Source organism: Streptomyces sp. NPDC031064, assembly GCF_055570965.1.
In genome coordinates, this window is sequence record NZ_JBVIGF010000003.1 from 865,945 (window position 1) to 884,148 (window position 18,204).

General features: G+C 74.0%; 20 protein-coding genes. 11 read left to right on the plus strand and 9 right to left on the minus strand.

Annotation, left to right across the window (positions count from 1 at the left end; translation table 11 throughout):
* The first annotated feature begins 65 nt into the window (after positions 1 to 65).
* A complete protein-coding gene (locus ACZ46W_RS14960; RefSeq protein WP_468336778.1) occupies positions 66 to 866 on the plus strand; it encodes an enoyl-CoA hydratase/isomerase family protein in 801 nt (266 codons plus the stop codon).
* Here ACZ46W_RS14960 and ACZ46W_RS14965 read toward each other — a convergent pair.
* Positions 824 to 1,615, minus strand: a complete 792-nt coding sequence (locus ACZ46W_RS14965) for an Asp23/Gls24 family envelope stress response protein (RefSeq protein ID WP_468336781.1) — start codon at positions 1,613 to 1,615, stop codon at positions 824 to 826. The genes ACZ46W_RS14960 and ACZ46W_RS14965 overlap by 43 nt on opposite strands.
* Positions 1,616 to 1,706: 91 nt before the next feature.
* Between ACZ46W_RS14965 and ACZ46W_RS14970 the strand changes: the two genes are divergently transcribed.
* From ACZ46W_RS14970 to amaP, 5 genes are read left to right on the plus strand one after another with little or no spacing between them, the layout of a single operon-like run.
* The gene (locus ACZ46W_RS14970) at positions 1,707 to 2,225 is read left to right on the plus strand and encodes an Asp23/Gls24 family envelope stress response protein (RefSeq protein WP_468336785.1); all 519 of its coding nucleotides are present in this window, start codon (positions 1,707 to 1,709) and stop codon (positions 2,223 to 2,225) included.
* Positions 2,226 to 2,246: 21 nt separating this feature from the next.
* Positions 2,247 to 2,438, plus strand: a complete 192-nt coding sequence (locus ACZ46W_RS14975; protein WP_366129975.1) for a hypothetical protein — start codon at positions 2,247 to 2,249, stop codon at positions 2,436 to 2,438.
* Entirely contained in the window at positions 2,413 to 2,805 is a 393-nt protein-coding gene (locus tag ACZ46W_RS14980) for a hypothetical protein (protein WP_468336788.1), read from the plus strand. Before ACZ46W_RS14975 ends, ACZ46W_RS14980 begins: the two co-directional genes overlap by 26 nt.
* Positions 2,802 to 3,416, plus strand: a complete 615-nt coding sequence (locus ACZ46W_RS14985; RefSeq protein WP_468336791.1) for a DUF6286 domain-containing protein — start codon at positions 2,802 to 2,804, stop codon at positions 3,414 to 3,416. Before ACZ46W_RS14980 ends, ACZ46W_RS14985 begins: the two co-directional genes overlap by 4 nt.
* 6 nt (positions 3,417 to 3,422) lie before the next feature.
* Positions 3,423 to 3,986: an alkaline shock response membrane anchor protein AmaP gene (amaP, locus tag ACZ46W_RS14990; protein WP_468336794.1), complete on the plus strand. Its 564-nt coding sequence runs from the start codon at positions 3,423 to 3,425 to the stop codon at positions 3,984 to 3,986.
* Positions 3,987 to 4,103: 117 nt separating this feature from the next.
* On the opposite strand, the gene ACZ46W_RS14995 is transcribed toward amaP, so the two are convergent.
* The 6 genes from ACZ46W_RS14995 to ACZ46W_RS15020 all read right to left on the minus strand — a co-directional run bounded on the left by ACZ46W_RS14995 (position 4,104) and on the right by ACZ46W_RS15020 (position 9,921).
* Complete coding sequence (locus ACZ46W_RS14995; protein ID WP_468336797.1) at positions 4,104 to 4,859, minus strand: SDR family oxidoreductase; 756 nt, start codon at positions 4,857 to 4,859, stop codon at positions 4,104 to 4,106.
* A 4-nt stretch (positions 4,860 to 4,863) separates the two neighbouring features.
* Positions 4,864 to 6,654: a glycoside hydrolase family 15 protein gene (locus tag ACZ46W_RS15000; protein WP_468336800.1), complete on the minus strand. Its 1,791-nt coding sequence runs from the start codon at positions 6,652 to 6,654 to the stop codon at positions 4,864 to 4,866.
* Between the two features lie 76 nt (positions 6,655 to 6,730).
* Positions 6,731 to 7,546 (minus strand): SURF1 family cytochrome oxidase biogenesis protein, encoded by an 816-nt coding sequence (locus tag ACZ46W_RS15005; RefSeq protein ID WP_468336803.1) that lies wholly within the window; start codon positions 7,544 to 7,546, stop codon positions 6,731 to 6,733.
* 71 nt (positions 7,547 to 7,617) lie between these two features.
* A complete protein-coding gene (locus tag ACZ46W_RS15010) occupies positions 7,618 to 7,854 on the minus strand; it encodes a hypothetical protein (protein WP_064071372.1) in 237 nt (78 codons plus the stop codon).
* Positions 7,855 to 7,907: 53 nt separating this feature from the next.
* Positions 7,908 to 8,894, minus strand: coding sequence for a DEDDh family exonuclease (locus ACZ46W_RS15015; protein ID WP_468336806.1), 987 nt, complete (start codon positions 8,892 to 8,894; stop codon positions 7,908 to 7,910).
* A 385-nt stretch (positions 8,895 to 9,279) separates the two neighbouring features.
* Positions 9,280 to 9,921, minus strand: coding sequence for a TetR/AcrR family transcriptional regulator (locus ACZ46W_RS15020; RefSeq protein ID WP_468336809.1), 642 nt, complete (start codon positions 9,919 to 9,921; stop codon positions 9,280 to 9,282).
* A gap of 108 nt (positions 9,922 to 10,029) precedes the next feature.
* Here ACZ46W_RS15020 and ACZ46W_RS15025 point away from each other — a divergent pair, with 108 nt between their 5' ends.
* The 5 genes from ACZ46W_RS15025 to ACZ46W_RS15045 are packed head-to-tail and all read left to right on the plus strand — an operon-like array spanning position 10,030 to position 14,964.
* The gene (locus tag ACZ46W_RS15025) at positions 10,030 to 10,836 is read left to right on the plus strand and encodes an acetoacetate decarboxylase family protein (RefSeq protein ID WP_468336812.1); all 807 of its coding nucleotides are present in this window, start codon (positions 10,030 to 10,032) and stop codon (positions 10,834 to 10,836) included.
* Positions 10,833 to 11,717 carry an SDR family NAD(P)-dependent oxidoreductase gene (locus tag ACZ46W_RS15030; protein WP_468336815.1) on the plus strand — a complete coding sequence of 295 codons (885 nt, stop codon included), beginning with the start codon at positions 10,833 to 10,835 and terminating at the stop codon, positions 11,715 to 11,717. Before ACZ46W_RS15025 ends, ACZ46W_RS15030 begins: the two co-directional genes overlap by 4 nt.
* A 12-nt stretch (positions 11,718 to 11,729) precedes the next feature.
* Positions 11,730 to 13,019 carry an amidohydrolase family protein gene (locus tag ACZ46W_RS15035; protein ID WP_468336818.1) on the plus strand — a complete coding sequence of 430 codons (1,290 nt, stop codon included), beginning with the start codon at positions 11,730 to 11,732 and terminating at the stop codon, positions 13,017 to 13,019.
* On the plus strand, positions 13,012 to 14,229 hold the full coding sequence (locus tag ACZ46W_RS15040) for an amidohydrolase family protein (protein WP_468336821.1): 1,218 nt from the start codon (positions 13,012 to 13,014) through the stop codon (positions 14,227 to 14,229). The genes ACZ46W_RS15035 and ACZ46W_RS15040 overlap by 8 nt, the downstream gene beginning before the upstream one ends.
* A gap of 24 nt (positions 14,230 to 14,253) precedes the next feature.
* Positions 14,254 to 14,964, plus strand: a complete 711-nt coding sequence (locus ACZ46W_RS15045; protein ID WP_468336824.1) for a VIT1/CCC1 transporter family protein — start codon at positions 14,254 to 14,256, stop codon at positions 14,962 to 14,964.
* Between the two features lie 3 nt (positions 14,965 to 14,967).
* Here ACZ46W_RS15045 and ACZ46W_RS15050 read toward each other — a convergent pair whose 3' ends face one another.
* Positions 14,968 to 16,395, minus strand: a complete 1,428-nt coding sequence (locus ACZ46W_RS15050; protein ID WP_468336827.1) for a CoA transferase — start codon at positions 16,393 to 16,395, stop codon at positions 14,968 to 14,970.
* Between the two features lie 140 nt (positions 16,396 to 16,535).
* Positions 16,536 to 18,077 carry a S8 family peptidase gene (locus ACZ46W_RS15055; RefSeq protein ID WP_468336830.1) on the minus strand — a complete coding sequence of 514 codons (1,542 nt, stop codon included), beginning with the start codon at positions 18,075 to 18,077 and terminating at the stop codon, positions 16,536 to 16,538.
* Between the last annotated feature and the right edge of the window lie 127 nt (positions 18,078 to 18,204).

Consider the following 18,204-nt stretch of genomic DNA (forward strand, 5'->3'; position numbering starts at 1 on the left):
CGGCCGGGTGGTTACTGTGCAGTCACTTGATGGCTGCACTGCTGCACCGGACCCGGAGGCGCCCCATGACCTCGCTCGACCCAGTCCTCGAAGTGCTCGACAAGGACGGCGTAAGGCTCACCGTCGAGGACGCCGTTGCCACGGTGACCCTGACCAATCCGGCCAAGCGCAACGCCCAGTCCCCCGCTCTGTGGCGGGCGTTGGCGGAAGCCGGACGGTCGCTGCCGGGCAGCGTGCGGGTCGTGGTGCTGCGCGGTGAGGGCAAGTCCTTCTCCGCCGGACTCGACCGGCAGGCGTTCACGCCGGAGGGCTTCGACGGCGAGCCGTCGTTCCTCGATCTGGCACGCGGCTCCGACGCCGAGCTCGACGCGGTCATCGCCGAGTACCAGGAGGCATTCACCTGGTGGCGCCGTAACGACATCGTGTCGATCGCTGCCGTCCGGGGACACGCGATCGGGGCCGGCTTCCAGCTCGCCCTGGCGTGCGACCTGCGGGTGGTGGGCCAGGACGTGCAGTTCGCCATGCGCGAGACCAGCCTCGGCCTCGTCCCCGACCTGACCGGGACGCACCCCCTCGTCTCGGCGGTCGGCTACGCCCGCGCGCTTGAGATCTGCGCCACGGGCCGGTTCGTCCACGCCGCCGAGGCCGAGCGCATCGGGCTGGCCAACCTCGTCGTGCCCGTCGACGACCTCGACGGCGCGGCCCGCGACCTGGCGGCCGCGCTGCTGGCGGCGCCGCGCGACGCGGTCATCGAGACCAAGGCGCTGCTGCGCGGCGCGGGGGAGCGCACGTACGAGGAGCAGAGGACGGCCGAGCGTGCCGCTCAGGCCCGCCGGCTGCGCGACTTGGCCGGCCTGGCCGACTGACCTGCCGGCGCGATGTCGGTGACCACCACGGTCACGGGCAGCTCGCCGCCGACGGCCCCGCGTACCGCCAGTGCCACGTCCAGTGCACGGTGGTCCGGGGCCGTCGCCAGTTCGATACGGAGGTGGTCGGCGGCCCGGTGGACCGAGTGGCCCAGGGCCGTCGTCAGCCGGGCCACGCCCGGGACGGCGGCGGCGACGGCGGCCACCCGGTCCTCGGCGGGCCCGGTCGTGGCGGCCCCGGTCGTGGCCGGGGTGTCCGTGGCGGAGGCGTCCCTGGCCGGTGTGTCCGTGACCGGGGTGTCCGTGGCCGGGGGCTCTCCGTCCATCGGGGGAGTGGCGGTGCCCGGCGGGGCGTCCAGGAGGGCCGTCACCCGGAGGTCCACCTCCGACACCGCCAGCCCGAGCCGCCGCTCCGACGCCGTGTACAGCGCGGCGCGCAGCCGTTCGGCGAGGTCCGGCAGCGGTACGCCGTACCCGGCGGCGAAGTCCGCCTCGATCCGCAGCGGGCCGGGCGGCACCGAGCCCGGGGGAGCGGGAAGGGCCGGAGCGGTCGCGGCCTGGGCGTCCGCGAGGGCGATCCGCAACCGGCCGGGCTCCACCCCCGGCACCTCCCGTGCCACCGCGCGCAGTACTCCGTCGGCGGCGCGCTCCGCGAGCCAGGCGCCGTCCGCCGGGCCGCCCAGCGCGAGCAGGCGCCCCAGTCCGATCCGGCTCCGTACCGCCGTCACCCATCCGTCAGCCGTCGTCATTGCTCCAGCCTGCCGCATCCCCGGCGCGAGATCAGCAAACCACCCTTAATGTGAGCAAAGGAGCTGAAAACCTCCCGAAGGGATCACGGTGATGACCGACGCGTCGCAGTCCGAGCCATCCGCTCAGGCCGCCCAGACGGCGAAGGCCGCGCGGGTGAGGGAACCGGCGGCAGAGGAGGCCAGGCGGACGTCCGTCGCCAAGCGGGGCGGTACCGGCGGCGACCCGGCGTCCCGGGGCCGTACCACCATCGCCGACGGGGTCGTCGAGAAGATCGCCGGGCTCGCGGCCCGCGACGTCGTCGGCGTCCACGCGATGGGCAGCGGCATCTCCCGGACCTTCGGCGCGGTGCGCGACCGGGTCCCCGGCGGCAGACCCAGCGTCACGCGTGGCGTGAAGGCCGAGGTCGGAGAGGTGCAGACGGCGCTCGACCTGGAGATCGTCGTCGAGTACGGGGTCTCCATCCGCGACGTCGCCCGGGCGGTGCGGGAGAACGTGATCTCGGCGGTGGAGCGGATGACCGGCCTGGAGGTCGTCGAGGTCAACATCGCGGTGAGCGATGTGAAGCTGCCGGAGGAAGAGGAAGAAGAGCCGGAGACACGGCTTCAGTAGCGAGCTGCTGAGGAGAGCGCGATGAGCATGGCGATGGTCGGCCTGTTGGCCGGAATGGCGCTCGGCTTCGCCGGATACTTCGGCGGCTTCGGGGCGTTTTTGCTGGTGGCCGCGTTGGGAGCGGTCGGATTCGTGGTGGGCCGGTTCCTCGACGGGGATTTGGAGCCCGGCGACCTGTTCCGGAGCCGTGACCGCGACGACCGGCGGCGGTGACGCGGTGACGGGGGTCCTGGCGGCGGAACGGGGCGCGACCACCATCGCGGACCGCGTCGTGGCGAAGATCGCCGCGCGCGCGGCGCGGGAGGCACTCGACGAGGTACCGGAGGACGAGCGGGGCACCGGGGAGGCCGGCCGGCCGCCGCACGCGACGGTCCTCGTGCACCGGGACATCGCGCGCGTCCGTATCAGCCTGGAGCTCCGCTACCCCTCCGACATCGGCGCCCAGTGCGGCGCCGTACGCCGCCAGGTGATCCGGCGCGTGCGGGCGCTCGCGGGCATGGAGGTGCCGGAGGTGGCGGTCCAGGTGGAGCGGCTGCACTCCGCGTACACGCGCGACAAGGGCCGCGGGAGGGTCCGATGAGCACGACCGTGCCCGCCGAACCGGCGGCCGACGAGCCCGTGCCCGTGCTGGAGGGCACGCCGGGTGGCGCCGCACACCGCTTCTGGTCCGTGCGGCGCGTCCCGGCCGCGCTGCTCGCGCTCCTCGTGCTGGCCGGCGTGGGCCTGCTGCTCTACGACGTCGCCGCGGTACGCGCAGGACGGCCCGGCATGCGCTGGCGCCGCGTCCTCGCCGACGACCTGGCCACCCGGCCGCTCGACAACGTGGCGGTGCTCGCCGGAGCGGTGGCCGCGATCGGGCTGGGCGTGTGGCTGCTGGTGCTCGCCTGCACGCCCGGGCTGCGCGCCGTCCTGCCGATGCGGCGCGGCGACGGCCCGCTGCGCGCCGGGCTGGGCCGGGAGGCGGTCGAGATCGTGCTGCGCGACCGGGCGACGGCGGTGGCGGGCGTGCGGTCGGTACGGGTCCGGGCGCGGCGTCACAGGGCGGTGGTGCGGGCCGTGTCCCACTTCCGCGACCTCGACGACGTACGCGCCGACCTGGACGCCGCCCTGCGGGCCGCGGTCGAGGAACTGGGCCTGGCACGGCCGCCGGACGTGTCCGTGCACGTCGCGCGCCCGGCGCGGAAGGGGTGAGCGGACGTGCTGCGGACCGTCAACCGAGTGCTGCTGGGCCTCGCCGGGGCCGTGCTGGTGTGCGCGGGCGGCGGGGTGCTCGCGGCCGGCCTGGACCTGGGCGTGCCGTCGTGGTGGCCGTGGCGGGGCCCGGACGCCGTGCTGCTCGCCGCGTCGACCCGGCGGGCGTGGGCGTGGGCGGCCGTCATCGCGGTCCTGGCGGTGGTGCTCCTCCTGGCGCTGTGGTGGCTGCTGGCGCAGTTGCGGCGGCCCCGGCTGGCGGAGGTGCTGGTCGACAGCCGGGACGGGGAGAGCGCCGTGCTGCGCGGCCGTGCGCTGGAGGACGCCGCCGAGTCCGAGGCCGAGGCGCTGGACGGCGTGGCGGGCGCCCGCGTCCGCCTGACCGGCCGCCGCACCGCCCCCTCGGCGCGCGTCTCGCTGCTACTGGAGCCCCACGCCTCACCGGCCGACACCCTCGCCCGCCTCCGCGACGGCGCACTTCGCCACGCCCGCGACTCGGCGGGCCTCCCGCGCCTCCCCACCGAGGCCCACCTCCGCGCCGCCAGACACCCGGCCCGCCGGGTCACCTGACAGCGCGCCGAAAAACGCGGCCGGTCCGGGGCACGCCGTCCCGGAGGGCAGCCCCTCGTCCCGCCCGGCAGCCCCCGCCCGCGCCCAGAAACCCCGTCCAGAGGAGCCCCTTCCCCGTCAGAAGCCGCGGCGGGCGCCGCCGTCGATGGGGAGCATGACGCCCGTGAGGTAGGAGGCCGCCGGGGAGAGGAGGAACGCCGCGGTCTTGCCGAACTCTTCCGGGGTGCCGTAGCGGCGGAGCGGGATGCGGGACTCGGAGGCCGCGCGGGCCGCGGAGGCGTCGCCGGACAGGGCGTCGAGCTCGCGGACGCGGTCCGTGTCGATGCGGCCGGGGAGCAGGCCGATCACGCGGATGCCGCTCGGGCCCAGGTCGTTGGCGAGCGACTTGGCGAACCCCGCGAGGCCCGGGCGCAGGCCGTTGGAGATGGTGAGCCCCGGGATCGGCTCGTGCACCGAACCGGACAGGACGAACCCGATCACCCCGCCCTCCGGCAGCGCGGTCGCCGCCGCCCGGGCCATCCGTACCGCGCCCAGGAACACCGCGTCGAACGCCGCCTGCCACTGCTCGTCCGTGTTGTCCGCCGCCCAGCCCGGAGCCGGGCCGCCCACGCTGATGAGGATGCCGTCGAAGCGCCCGAAGTGGGACCGGGCGGCGCCGATCAGCCGGTCGGCGGCCGCCGGGTCGGCGTTGTCCGCCGCGACGCCCACCGCACCGGCGCCCAGCTCGGCCGCGGCCTCGGCCACCGCCTTCTCGTCGCGCGAGGAGACGACGACCTTCGCGCCGTCCGCCACCAGGGCCCGCGCCGAGGCGTTGCCCAGTCCCCGGGACGCGCCGGTCACGACGTACACACGGTCCTTCAGTCCAAGATCCATGGCCCTATCCTGCTGCGTCGGCCTCCTCCCGCGCCAGCGCGAGGGCCGTCCCCACGAGGCCGATGTGGCTGAACGCCTGCGGGAAGTTGCCGAGCTGCCGCCGCGCCGCCGCGTCGTACTCCTCGGCCAGCAGCCCCACGTCGTTGCGGAGCGACAGCAACCGCTCGAACAGCTCCCGCGCCTCCTTCGTCCGGCCCGTCATGCGCAGCGCGTCCGCCATCCAGAACGAGCAGACCAGGAACGTCCCTTCGTCGCCCGGCAGCCCGTCGACCGGCACGCCCTCGGTGCTGTACCGCCGGATGAGCCCCTCGTGGCTCAGCTCCGCGCGCACCGCGTCCACCGTCCCGATCACCCGCGGATCGTCCGGCGGCAGGAACCCCACCCGGGGGATCAGCAGCGTCGCCGCGTCCAGTTCCCGCGAGCCGTACGACTGCGTGAAGGTGTTCCGCTCCGGGTCGTACGCCCTCTCGCACACCTCCTGGTGCACCTCGTCGCGCATCGCCCGCCACCGGTTCGCGTCGCCGCGCAGCGACGGGTCCTCCTCCAGCGTGCGCACCGCGCGGTCGGCGGCGACCCACGCCATCACCTTGGAGTGCGTGAAGTGGCGGCGCGGCCCGCGCACTTCCCACAGCCCCTCGTCGGGCTGCCGCCACGTCGACTCCAGGAACCCCAGCAGGCTGAGCTGGAGGTTCCACGCGTGCGACTGCGCGGCCAGCCCCGCCTCGCGCGCCAGGTACAGGGAGTCGATGACCTCCCCGTACACATCGAGCTGCAACTGCCGCACGGCGGCGTTGCCGATGCGCACCGGCGCCGACCCGGCGTACCCGCGCAGCCACGGCAGCTCCGTCTCCGGCAGCCGGCGCTCGCCCGCGAGCCCGTACATGATCTGGAGGTCCGCCGGGTCACCGGCCACCGCCCGCAGCAGCCAGTCCCGCCACGCCGCCGCCTCGTCCAGGTACCCGGCCGACAGCAGCGCGCCGAGCGTGAGCGTCGAGTCCCGCAGCCAGCAGTAGCGGTAGTCCCAGTTGCGTACGCCGCCGATGTCCTCGGGCAGCGACGTCGTGGGCGCGGCGACGATACCGCCCGTCGGGGCGTACGTCAGCGCCTTGAGGGTGATCAGCGACCGCAGCACGGCCTCGCGGTACGGCCCTTCGTAGCTGCACTGCGCCGCCCACGACTTCCAGTCCTCCAGCGTGTGCTCCAGTGCCTCGTGGGGGTCGATCAGCGGGGGCCGGGGCCGGTGCGAGGGGTGCCAGGTCAGCACGAACGCCACCTTCTCGCCCGCGCCGACCGTGAACGACGAGCGGGTGCTGAACTGCTGACCCCACGTCTTCACCTCCGGCTCGCTGCGCAGCCATATGGAGTCGGGGCCCGCGATCGCCACCCGGTGGCCGTCCGTCCGGCGCACCCACGGCACGATGTGGCCGTGGTCGAAGCGGAGCCGCAGCACCGCCGCCATCTCGACCGTGCCGGTGACACCCTCCACGATGCGTACGACATCGGGGGCCTCGTCGCGCTGCGGCATGAAGTCCAGCACCTTGACCGTGCCGGTGCGGGTCTCCCAGACGGACTCCAGGACGAGCGAGTCGCCGACGTAACGGCGCCGGGTGCAGCGCCGCGCGTCCTTGGGGGCGAGCCGCCAGTGGCCGTTGTCCTCGTCACCGAGCAGCGCGGCGAAACAGGCCGCCGAGTCGAACCTCGGCAGGCACAGCCAGTCGATCGAACCGTCCCTGCCCACCAGGGCAGCGGTCTGGAGATCGCCGATGAGCGCGTAGTCCTCGATGCGTTGTGTCACGCTCTGGCGTGTTCCCGCGGCGACGGACGGCTAAGCAAGAGCGTACGGCGTGCGCCGCGGGTGGCCGTAGGGCGCTCTACGCGGCGGGGTTCGCGGCCGGTTCCGCCTCGCCGGGCGTTCCACCGGCGGCCGCCGCGCCGGCGGCCGCCGACGCGCGGTCGCGCTTCTCGCGGCGTACCAGCACCACCCAGCCGACCGGCACACCGGCGGCGAACAGCCACCACTGCACGGCGTACGCCATGTGGGCGCCGATGGAGTCGTGGTCCGGATCGGGGATCAGCTCGGGGGTGTCCCCGGCGGGCCGCGGCTCGGTCTGCTCCAGGTAGCCGCCGAGGACCTCGCGGCCGAGGCGCTCGGCCTGCTGCTCGCTGTTGATCAGCATCACCTGGCGGGGCGGCAGGCCGCTGAGGTCCTTGATGCCGCTGGCGCCGGTCGTCTCGTCGGCCTTGAGCCGGCCGGTGACGGTCACCGTGCCCTTCGGCGCGGGCGGCACGTCGGGGAAGGACATCTGGTCGGCGGCGGCCGGTACCCAGCCCCGGTTGACCAGGACGGTACGGCCGTCGGTGAGGACCAGGGGGGTCAGGACGAGGACACCGACCTTGTCGTCGGCGTTGGTCCGGCGGCGTACGACGACCTCGTGGGCCGTGTCGAAGGTGCCGGTGGCGGTGACGCGGCGCCAGTAGTCGGAGCGGGGGACGGTGTGGCCGGGGGAGGTGAGCTCCGTCACGGGGACGGGCTTGGCCTTCAGGTTGTCCTCGATCAGTCGGTTCTGCGCGACCCGGTGCTCATGCCGGTGGAACTGCCAGAAGCCCAGCTCGATCATCACGGGGATGAGGACGAGGGCGATGAGGGTGAGGATCACCCACTGCCGGGACAACAGGAAGCGGTACACGGCTTCGACCGTACCTGTTCCGGTTTGGGACCCCGATGGGGGGTCCCTTCCGGCTCCCGTCCCGGCCCTTGTCACACTTTGTCGACGATGCCCACCTGGCCCTTCTCCGCGCGGGCGCAGTGCGCCCCGCAGAACCACTGGCCATCGGCCTCGACGCCCTGACCGATGATCTGGACCCGGCAGTGCTCGCAGATGGGCGCCATGCGGTGAATGGCGCAGGCGAAGCAGTCGAAGACGTGCACGGCGCCTTGCGCGTGCACCTCGAAGGACATGCCGTAATCGTTTCCGCAGACCTCACAACGTGCCATGCGCCACAGGGTGCGGTCCGGCGCCCCGCAGGGGGCGGCGAAACGCCCGGCGGTCACCCGTCTGCCTGGTCGCCTGCCGGGGCCACGTCACGCAGCAACTGGGTGAACGCCGCCTCGTCGACGATCGGCGTGCCGAAGGACTTGGCCTTGACGGTCTTGGAGGTGGCGGCGTCCGGGTCGTTGGTGACGAGCAGGCTGGTCAGTCGCGAGACGCTCGTCGCCACATGGAGGCCCGCCTCGACGGCGCGGTCCTCCAGCAGCTCGCGGTCGATGGACGTATCGCCCGAAAACGCCACCCGCATGCCCTGCTTGAGTGGTTTGTCCGCTTCGTACCGCCCGGGGTTCGGGTACGGGCAGGCCGGCCGCTTGCGGGACGGCCGCCAGCCGCCCGAGCGGTACGACGCCTGCTGCCCGATGCGGCCCAGCGGCGCGGACGCCCATTCCGTGAGCGGACGGCACTCCAGCAGCGGCAGCCGTACGCCCCGCTCGGCCGCCGCGTGCAGGCTCGGGCGGAACGCCTCGGCCAGCACGCGCGCGTCGTCCAGCGCGTTGTGCGCGCGCCGCTGCACGACGCCGAAGTGCGCGGCCAGCGTCTCCAGCTTGAAGTTGGACAGCGGCAGCCCCAGCTCCTTGGAGAGCGCGATGGTGCACAGCCGTTGCCGCACCGGCGCGGTCCGCTCCGCCCGTGCGTACTCGCGGGCGATCATCGACCAGTCGAACATGGCGTTGTGCGCCACCAGCACCCGGCCGTCGAGCCGGGCGGAGAACTCCGCCGCGATGTCCGCGAAGAGCGGCGCCCCCTCCAGCACGTCGCTCGTCAGACCGTGGATCCACACCGGGCCGGGGTCGCGCTCCGGATTGACCAGCGTGTACCAGTGGTCCTCCACATCGCCCTGCGCGTCCAGCCGGTAGACGGCAGCGGACACTATCCGGTCGTCGCGGGCGAGGCCGGTGGTCTCCACGTCGACGACCGCGTACCCCTGTGTCGGGTAGGCGGTCGGCCACGGTGCTGCTGTCGTACGGTCGTCGAGCATGGTCACTGAGAATAGAGGCCGCCACTGACAACGCCGCCGCCGGGCATGCCCCGCCGGTACGCCGTGTTGACGCCCCGCGCCCGTAAGGGGGTGCGCCGCACGGCAGTTGGGCCGGTCGGCGGGGCGCGAACGACGAGCCGGGCCCGCGCGGCCACCGGCGCCGCTCGCCGGGCGCCCGGCCGTCCCGTCGCGCGGCCACCGGCGCCGCTCGCCGGGCGCCCGGCCGTCCCGTCCCGATCGTGCCCGCGCACCGCCGCGAAGGCGCCCGGGCCTCCGGATGCCGGGGCGCACGGCCTCCGGGAGCCGGGGTGCACGCCTCCCGGGTGCGCGGGGCCGGCGGCGGGCTGCCCGATCCGGCCTCCAGGGTGACGAGCCCTCGGAGACCGGGGCGTCACGGGGACGGGGGCCTGCCCTGCCCTGCGCCCAACAGGCCGTCCACCAGGGCCCGTACGGAGGCCGTGAACAGCCTCTCGGGGTCCACCGGGCGGGCAAGCGCGCGGGCCAGGGCCTGGTCGTGCTCGGCGGTCTCCGCGTCCCACAGCTCCTGCTCGCCCGGCGACTGCGCCGGTGCCCGCTCGCGGTTGCGCTCCACCAGGACGTACCCGACGACGTGGAACTGCACCGCCCGCACCACCTCGGCCGCGCGGGCGCCGCGCAGGCCCGCCGCGTGGACCTCGTGGACCAGGACGCGTTGCGCGGGCAGGAACATCCGCTCCGTCAGGCCGCGTTCGTGGACCATCGCCACCAGGTGCGGGCGGTCCAGCAGCTCACGGCGCAGCGTGCGGGCCACCGAGACGATCCGCGCGGCCGGCGTGGTGCCCCGGGGCGTGATCGCGCCCAGGTCGGCCACCGTGCGGGCGGCGAGGGCGTCCAGGAGCGACTCGCGGTTGCCGACGTGCCAGTAGATCGATGTGACGGCCGTGCCCAGCTCGGCGGCGAGTTTGCGCATGGTGAGGGCCGCCGGGCCGTCCCGCTTCACCAGGCGGGCGGCGGCGTCCAGGACCTCCGCGCGGGTCAGTGACGGCTTCCGCATCGGTGCTCGACCCCCCGTACGTACGCGCACGACTGTTCCCACTTCATCGCCGGCGGTGTAACAGTGTTACAGACCCGCTCCTCACCCGCCGACGAAGGGTGGTACGCCATGGCACGCGTACGGTACGGCGCCCGCACCGAGCAGGAGATCGCCGCGGCCCGGGCCGCGAGCACACGGCTCCCCGACATCTGGTCCACCGGCGTGGTCGCCGTGTGGGAGACCGACCCCGACGTGGTCGCGGCCGTGCTGCCGCCCCCGCTCAAGCCCGCCCCGCGCCCGCTCGTGCGGGCCGCCGTCAGCAAGGTCGACCTGCCCGGGTACCCCCTGGGGGCCGGGTCCGTGGCGGTCGCCGCCACCCACGACGACCAGGACGGCTGGTACCCGCTCGTCATGCCGATGACCCACGAGCGGGCGCTGACCGGAGGCCGGGAGGTGTTCGGGGAGCCGAAGAAGCTGGGTGAGGTGACCGTCGAGCGGGACGGTCCGGTGGTACGGGCGGTCCTGGCCCGGCACGGCATCGCCTTCGTCGAGGTGCGCGGCGCCGTGGACGGCCCGCTCCCGCTGCCCGCCGAGCCGGTCGAGAAAGTCGACTTCTACTTCAAGTTCCTGCCCGCCGTGGACGGCTCGGGACTCGACACCGACCCCGTCCTGGTGCACTGCGTACGCCGGGAGAAGGTGCGCACGCTGGAGCGGGTCACCGGAGACGTGGTGCTGCGCGAGTCGATGTACGACCCGGTCGCCGACCTGAGCGTACGCCGCCTCGTCGAGATCACGATCGGGGAGAAGACCACCGACCAGCGCGGCCGGGTGGTGGAGCGGGTCAGCGCCCAGGCCCTCCTCCCGTACATCCACCAGCGCTACGACGATCCGCAGCAGGTCCTCGACGCCCCGCCGCCTCGAGGGGGCGGACGGTGAGGCTGGCGGCGGGCCAGGTCGCCGTCGTCACGGGCGCCGCGAGCGGCATCGGGCTCGCGATGGCCCGCCGCTTCGCCGCCGAGGGGCTGAAGGTCGTCCTCGCCGACGTGGAGGAGGCCGCCCTGGAGCGGGCGTTCCGGCAACTGAGCGAGGAGGGCGCGGAAGTCCTCGCCCGCACCGTCGACGTCGGCGACCGCGCGGCCGTGCTGTCCCTGGCCGACGCGGTGTACGACACCTTCGGCGCCGTCCACGTGCTGTGCAACAACGCGGGCGTCGGCTCCGGCGCCGAAGGCCGGATGTGGGAACACAACCCCAACGACTGGAAGTGGGCCTTCTCCGTCAACGTCTGGGGCGTCTTCCACGGCATCCAGGCCTTCGTCCCGCACATGATCGCGTCCGGTGAGCCCGGCCATGTCGTCAACACGTCCTCCGGGGACGGCGGCATCGCCCCGCTGCCCACCGCCTCCGTGTACGCCGTCACCAAGGCGGCCGTCGTCACCATGACCGAGTCCCTGTACGCCCACCTCAAGGCGGAGCACGCGCGCGTGGGCGCGTCCGTGCTCTTCCCCGGCCCCCACATGCTCCGCACCGGCCTGTGGGAGTCGCACCGCAACCGGCCCGGCCGGTACGCCAAGCAACGCCCCCGCAAGACCCCCTACCGCAGCCTCGACCAGTGGGAGGCCGCCATGAAGGAGGCCGGCCACGAGGTCGCCTTCACACCGGTCGAGGAGGTCGCCGAGCACGTGGTGGAGGGCATCAGGGCGGACCGCTTCTGGATGCTGCCGCCGAGCGAGCACAGCGACCGGCAGATCAGGGCGAGGGCCCGGTCCATGCTCGACCGCGCCGACCCGGCGTACCTGGAGAGCTTCGTACTCGACTGAGGGGTGTGCCCCATGACCGACGCGAACGATCCGTATCTGATCATCTCCTCCGACTGCCACGCCGGATTGCCGACCGAGCGGTACCGGCCCTACCTGGACTCCCGCTTCCACCGCGCCTTCGACGACTTCCTCGCCGGGCGGGACGCCCGCCGCGCCGAGATGACCCGCCTCGGCGTACGCAACGAGGCGTTCGCGGACAAGTGGTTCACCGACCACGAGGAGGGGCTCAGGGGCGGCTGGGAGCCCGCCCAGCGGCTCAAGGAGCTCGACGGCGACGGGGTGGCCGCCGAGGTCGTCTTCCCCGACGCGGACGCCGTCGACAGCCGGACCGCCGCCCCCTTCGGCGTGGGCCTCGGCCTGTCCGGCGACCAGGACCCCGAGCTGGGCATGGCGGGCGCCCAGGCGCACAACCGCTGGCTGGCCGAGTTCGTCTCCGAGAACCCCGAGCGGCACCGCGGCGTGGCCCTGCTGCCCGTCACGGGCGAGGTGGACCGCGTCGTCGCCGAGATCCACCGGGCCAAGGAGTCCGGGCTCGGCGCGCTGATGATCCCCGCCATGTGGGTCGACAAGGCGCCCTACCACGACCGCCGTTACGACCCGGTGTGGGCCGCCGCCGCCGAGACCGGCATGCCCGTGGTCACCCACTCGGGCGCGGCCCCGCGCCACGAGTACGGCGACCACCTCGGCATCTACGTCAGCGAGATCACCTGGTGGCCGGCCCGGCCCCTGTGGTTCCTGCTCTGGTCGGGCGTCTTCGAACGCCACCCCGGGCTGCGGTTCGGCGTCGCCGAGTCGGGCTGCTGGTGGCTGCCGAACCTGCTGTGGTTCATGGACCGGCTCTACCTCGGCGCCCACGGCGGCAAGAAGCTCTCACCCTTCGCCGAACTGAAGCGCCCGCCCAGCGAGTACCTCGACCGCCAGGTCTTCATCTGCGCCACCAACACCAAGCGGCGGGAACTGGCCCAGCGGTACGAGATCGGCGTCGACAACATCCTGTGGGGCAGCGACTTCCCCCACCCCGAGGGCACCTGGCCCGACACGCGCGCGTGGCTGCGGAAAACGTTCCACGACATCCCGGTCGCCGAGACCCGGCGCATGCTGGGCCTCGCGGCGGCGGAGGTCTTCGGCTTCGACGTGGCGGCCCTCCGACCCCTCGCCCGCCGGATCGGCCCCACCCCGGCCGACCTGGGCCAGAGCGACGACCAGGCGGCCGTGGAGGCGTCCTGGGCGCGCTCGCGGGAGGTCGGCCGCCACTGGCTGACCGACCACGACTTCCCGGCCCTGGGGGTGGCCCATGAGTGACCGGTACACGGTCATCTCCGCCGACTGCCACGCCGGCGCCGACCTCCTCGACTACAAGCCGTACCTGGAGAAGAAGCACCACGACGACTTCGACGCCTGGGCGGCCACCTACGTCAACCCCTACGAGGACCTCCTCGCCGACACCGCCGACCGCAACTGGAACTCCGAGCGGCGCCTCGCCGAACTGGAGGCGGACGGCATCGTCGCCGAGGTCGTCTTCCCCAACACCATCCCGCCCTTCTTCCCGTCCGCGTCCCTGATGGCGCCCGCGCCGACCCGCGAGGAGTACGAGCAGCGCTGGGCGGGCCTGCGCGCCCACAACCGGTGGCTCGCCGACTTCTGCTCGCTGGCCCCCGGGCGGCGGGCGGGCGTCGCCCAGATCCTGCTGAACGACCCGGAGGAGGCGGCCCGCGAGGTGCGCCGCACCAAGGAGGCGGGCCTGACCGGCGGCATCCTGCTCCCGGGCGCCCCGCCGGGCTCGGGCGTCCCCGAGCTGTACTCGCGGGCGTACGACCCGGTCTGGGCCGTGTGCGAGGAGCTCGACGTGCCCGTCAACCACCACGGCGGCTCGGCGTCCCCGCCGCTCGGCGACGAACCGGCCGCGCGGGCGGTCTTCATGGTGGAGACGACCTGGTTCTCGCACCGCGCCCTGTGGCACCTGGTCTTCGGCGGGGCGTTCAGGCGCCACCCGGGGCTGAGGCTCGTCCTCACCGAACAGGGTTCCGGCTGGATCCCCGGCGTCCTGGAGATGCTGGACTACTACCACGCCCGCCTGGTCGCGGCCTCCTCCTCGGCCGAGTCCAAGTTCGGCGCCGGGCTGGCGGCCGCCATGGGCAAGGGGCCGAGCGAGGTGTGGCGGGACAACTGCTTCGTCGGCGCGAGCTTCATGCGCCCGCACGAGGTGCCGCTGCGGCACCGGATCGGCCTCGACAAGATCATGTGGGGCAGCGACTACCCGCACGACGAGGGCACGGCCCCGTACTCCCGCGAAGGGCTACGCATCGCGTACGCGGGCCTGCCGCGCGACGAGGTCGCCGCCATGGCCGGCGGCAACGCGGCCCGCGTGTACGGCTTCGACCTCGCGCTCCTCGACCCGATCGCGGCCGTCCACGGCCCCACGGTCGCCGAGATCGCCGAACCGCTGGCCGAGTCCCCGCCGGACGCCACCAGCCCGGCGTTCGCCCCGGGCGGGTCGGTACGGGTCTGGTGAACCGGACGATGAGACCCTCCCGTGGTGACTGACGCTCCCCATGAAGAGGAACACGGCGGCGCGCTCGGCACACGCCTCAACTGGCTGCGTGCCGCCGTCCTCGGCGCCAACGACGGCGTCGTCTCCACCGCGGGCCTCGTCGTCGGCGTCGCCGGCGCCACCGACGACCGCGCCACGCTCCTCACGGCGGGCCTCGCGGGCCTGCTGGCCGGCTCCATGTCCATGGCGGCCGGCGAGTACGTCTCCGTCTCCACCCAGCGCGACTCCGAGAAGGCCGCCCTCGCCCAGGAGAAGCGGGAGCTGCGCGAACGGCCGGAGGCGGAACTCGACGAACTCACCGACCTCCTGGAAGCCCGCGGCCTGACCCGAGACGTCGCCCGCGAGGCCGCCGAACAACTCTCGGAACGCGACGCCCTGCGCGCCCACGCGCGCGTGGAGCTGGGTATCGACCCCGACGAACTGACCAACCCGTGGCACGCGGCGGCCGCCAGTTTCCTCGCCTTCACGATCGGCGCCCTGCTCCCGCTCCTCGCCATCGTCCTGCCGCCCCCGTCCGTCCGCCTCGCCGTCACGGTCCTGTCCGTCCTCGCGGCCCTCACCCTCACCGGCTGGTCCAGCGCCCGCCTCGGCGACGCCCCGGTCCGCCCGGCCATCCTGCGCAACGTGGGCGGCGGAGCGCTCGCGATGGCCGTGACGTACGGGGCCGGGTCGCTGCTGGGCGCGGCGGGCGTGTGAGGCTCAGGCCCGGAGCCACTCCGCGCGGTCCGTGCCCCACAGGCCCGGCGGGCGCGCCCAGTTCGCCGGACCTCCGTCGTAGGTGACCGGGGGCAGGGCGTGCCGGAGCCGGCCCATCGGGCTGTCCGTCTCGGTCGTCCAGCGGTCCGGGGCGTAGCCGCCCTCGCGCTCCCGGCCCCGCTCCGGGACCTCGGCGAGGTCGTGCACCAGCCAGTGCGCGGTCTGGGTCAGGGCCAGCCGGGCGAGCCACGTCCCGCCGCCGGCCCCGCCGTGCCGCTCGGTCAGCGCCCGCAGCACGGCGGCGGCCAGCAGGTATCCGGTGCCGTGGTCCAGGGCCTGCGCGGGCAGCGCGCCCGGCTCCTCATCGGAGCCCTCCAGCAGGGCGATGCCCGTCGCCGCCTGGACCAGGCTGTCGAAGCCGCGCCGCTCGTGCCAGGGCCCGTACCGGCCCCACGCCGAGAGCTGGGCCACGACCAGGCCGGGGCGGCGCTCGGCCAGCGCCTCGGGGGAGAGCCCGAACCGGTCCAGCGCGCCCGGCCGGTAGCCGGTCACCACCACGTCGGCGCCGGCGAGCAGTTCCTCGAACACCTGGCGGTCCGTGCCGCGCCCGAGGTCCAGGGCCGTCGACCGCTTGCCCATGCCGGTGTCGTTGTGGGCCTCCTGGCTCTCCGGCAGGTGCGGCGCGTCGATCCGCAGGACGTCCGCGCCGAGCAGCGCCAGCGTCCGCGTGGCGACCGGGCCGGCCAGCACCCGCGTCAGGTCCAGCACCCGAAGCCCGGCGCAGGGCAGCGGCGGCGTACCGGAAATCCGGCTCCACGCGCGCATGGGCCCCGCCCCCGCCCCCGCCGCCCCGATCCGCTCCAGCGTCAGCAGCGGCTGCCGCGCCACCAGGGCGCCCTGCTCGTGCGCCGCCCATTCCTCCGTGCCGCGCACCGCGACGGCGAGGCCGCCCGCCGCGTACACCGTGTCCTCCACGTCCACGGCGCGGCGCCCGGCGATCGCCTCGGCGACCGCGTCGACGGCGGAGGCCCCGGAGGGCCCTGAGGCCCCGGCGTCGTCCGGCAGACCGAGCGCGGCGAGCAGCCGGGCCCGGTGGTGCGGGTAGTTGGCGTGCGTACGCACCCATCCGTCGGCCGCCCGCCAGAACCGCGACAGCGGTGCGAACGTCGTCCACGCCCGCCCGTCCACCCTGACCAGCCGGTCGCTGAGGAACGCGGTGGCGACCGCCCCGTCGTCGACCCGCACGCGCGGCACCCGGCCCCCGGTGCGTACGGCGGTGAGCTCGGCGGCCGCGAGCGCGCACACCGCGACGGTCGCGCGGGCCAGCTCCATCACGGGCACCCGCGCGGGCAGGCCGTCCGAGGGGCCGCCGTAGGAGACCCGCTCCAAGAGCGCCGGGTCGGCACCGAGTGCCGCCCAAGCTCGGGACATTCCCGCAGGAAGTTCAGTGTCCATACCGGAACTATGGCACTCAGTGCCATATACGGGAACCCCGGCGCCCGCATTACACGGCAGAGCCCCGCGCGCGGCACCCCACACCGCGCCCGGGGCTCAGTGAGCAACCTGTGCCGCTACCAGCGCACCGCGTCCAGGGCGTCGGTCATGCCCGTCCCGTAGAAGCCGTTGTCGCGCTTGCCGCCCTCGCACACCGCGTCGACCTTGCCGTCGCCGTCGATGTCGTAGGGGTTGGTGCACGCCATGTCGTCGGCCTGCGTGTACAGCAGCGCCTTCACCTCGGCGGGCGAGGCGTACGGGCGCGTCGACTTGATCAGCGCGGCCACACCGGCCACGTGCGGCGACGCCATCGACGTACCGCCCTTGTAGCCGTACTTGCCGCCCGGCAGCGTCGACAGGATCAGCCCGCTGGTGGCCGGCGCCTCCGGCGGCTGGTACGCCGTCCGGTCACCGCCCGGGGCGGCGATGTCCACCACCCCGTCGCCGTAGTTCGAGTACGAGGCCTTCAGGCCCTTCGCGCCCGTCGCGGAGACGGTGACCACACCGTCGAGCATGGTCGGGACGTCCGGGCACTCGCTCGGGTCGACGACCCGCTCGACCGGCGTGGTGTCGTTCGGGCTGGTCTTGTCGACCACCTCGTCCGACGCCAGGTCCGTACGGGAGTTGCCCGCCGCGGCGACATTGACCGCGCCCTTGCGCTCCGCGTACCGGGTGGCCCGCTGCAACGCCTCCACCAGGGCGCCCTGGTCGGCGTCGTTCTTGCACGTGTACAGCCACGGGTCGACGTAGTAGCTGTTGTTCGTCACCTCGACGCCGTGCTCGGCGGCCCAGATGAAGCCGCAGACCACCGACTCGGTGTAGAAGAAGCCGTCGGGGTTGGACACCTTGATGCCGGAGACCTTCACGCCCGGGGCGACACCGGTGATGCCGACGCCGTTCTTCGCGGCGGCGATCGTGCCGGCCACGTGCGTGCCGTGGTCGCTCTCCGTGGGGCCCGGGCGCCAGGAGCCCTCGGTGGTGTCGGGCGCGCCGGTCACGCAGTTCGCGGAGGCGGCGCGGTCGAAGTTGGGCGCCAGGTCCGGGTGGGTGTCGTCGACACCGGTGTCCAGCACGGCGACGGTGACCTTCTTGCTGCCCAGGGACTTCTGGTGGGCCTTGTCGGCCTTGATGGCAGGCAGGTCCCACTGGAGGGGCTCGAACGGGTCCTGGTCGTCGGTCGCCCGGTCGGCGGCCGCCCGCGCCTCCTTGGCGGACAGGGGCTGCTCGGCCCCGATGTCGGTGGTGGACTGGGCGGCCAGCGGCGTGGTCCTCGTGGCGCCCGCCGACTTCACGCCCCGCACCTCGCGGATGGTCTTGGCGAAGTCGGGGTTCTGCGAGTGGACGACGATGACACCGATCTGGTCATACGCGATCACCACGGTGCCACCGGCCTCGGATATCGCCTTCTTCACCGCCTTCACGGTGGAGTGACCACCCGTCACATTCACGACGTACGAAAGCTTCGGGCCGTTCGTCGCGACGGCAGGGGCCGCGGCCGGGGCCCCCTCCAGCGGGGCCGCCGAGGCCGCGCCGACCGGCAGCAGACCGAGCGAGGCCGTGAGGGCCAGACCGGCGGGCAGCGCGAGTATGCGGCCGCGTCCGGATCCCAGATGAGCCATGGGTTCTCCACATCATCCGTGAACGTCCGCCCACACACCGGGTGCGCATGGGCGGGTACATGACGAGCGAAGCTATCGCCGATCATCCCGGCCCATCAATGACTTGGAGGGATCGAATGACTGGAAG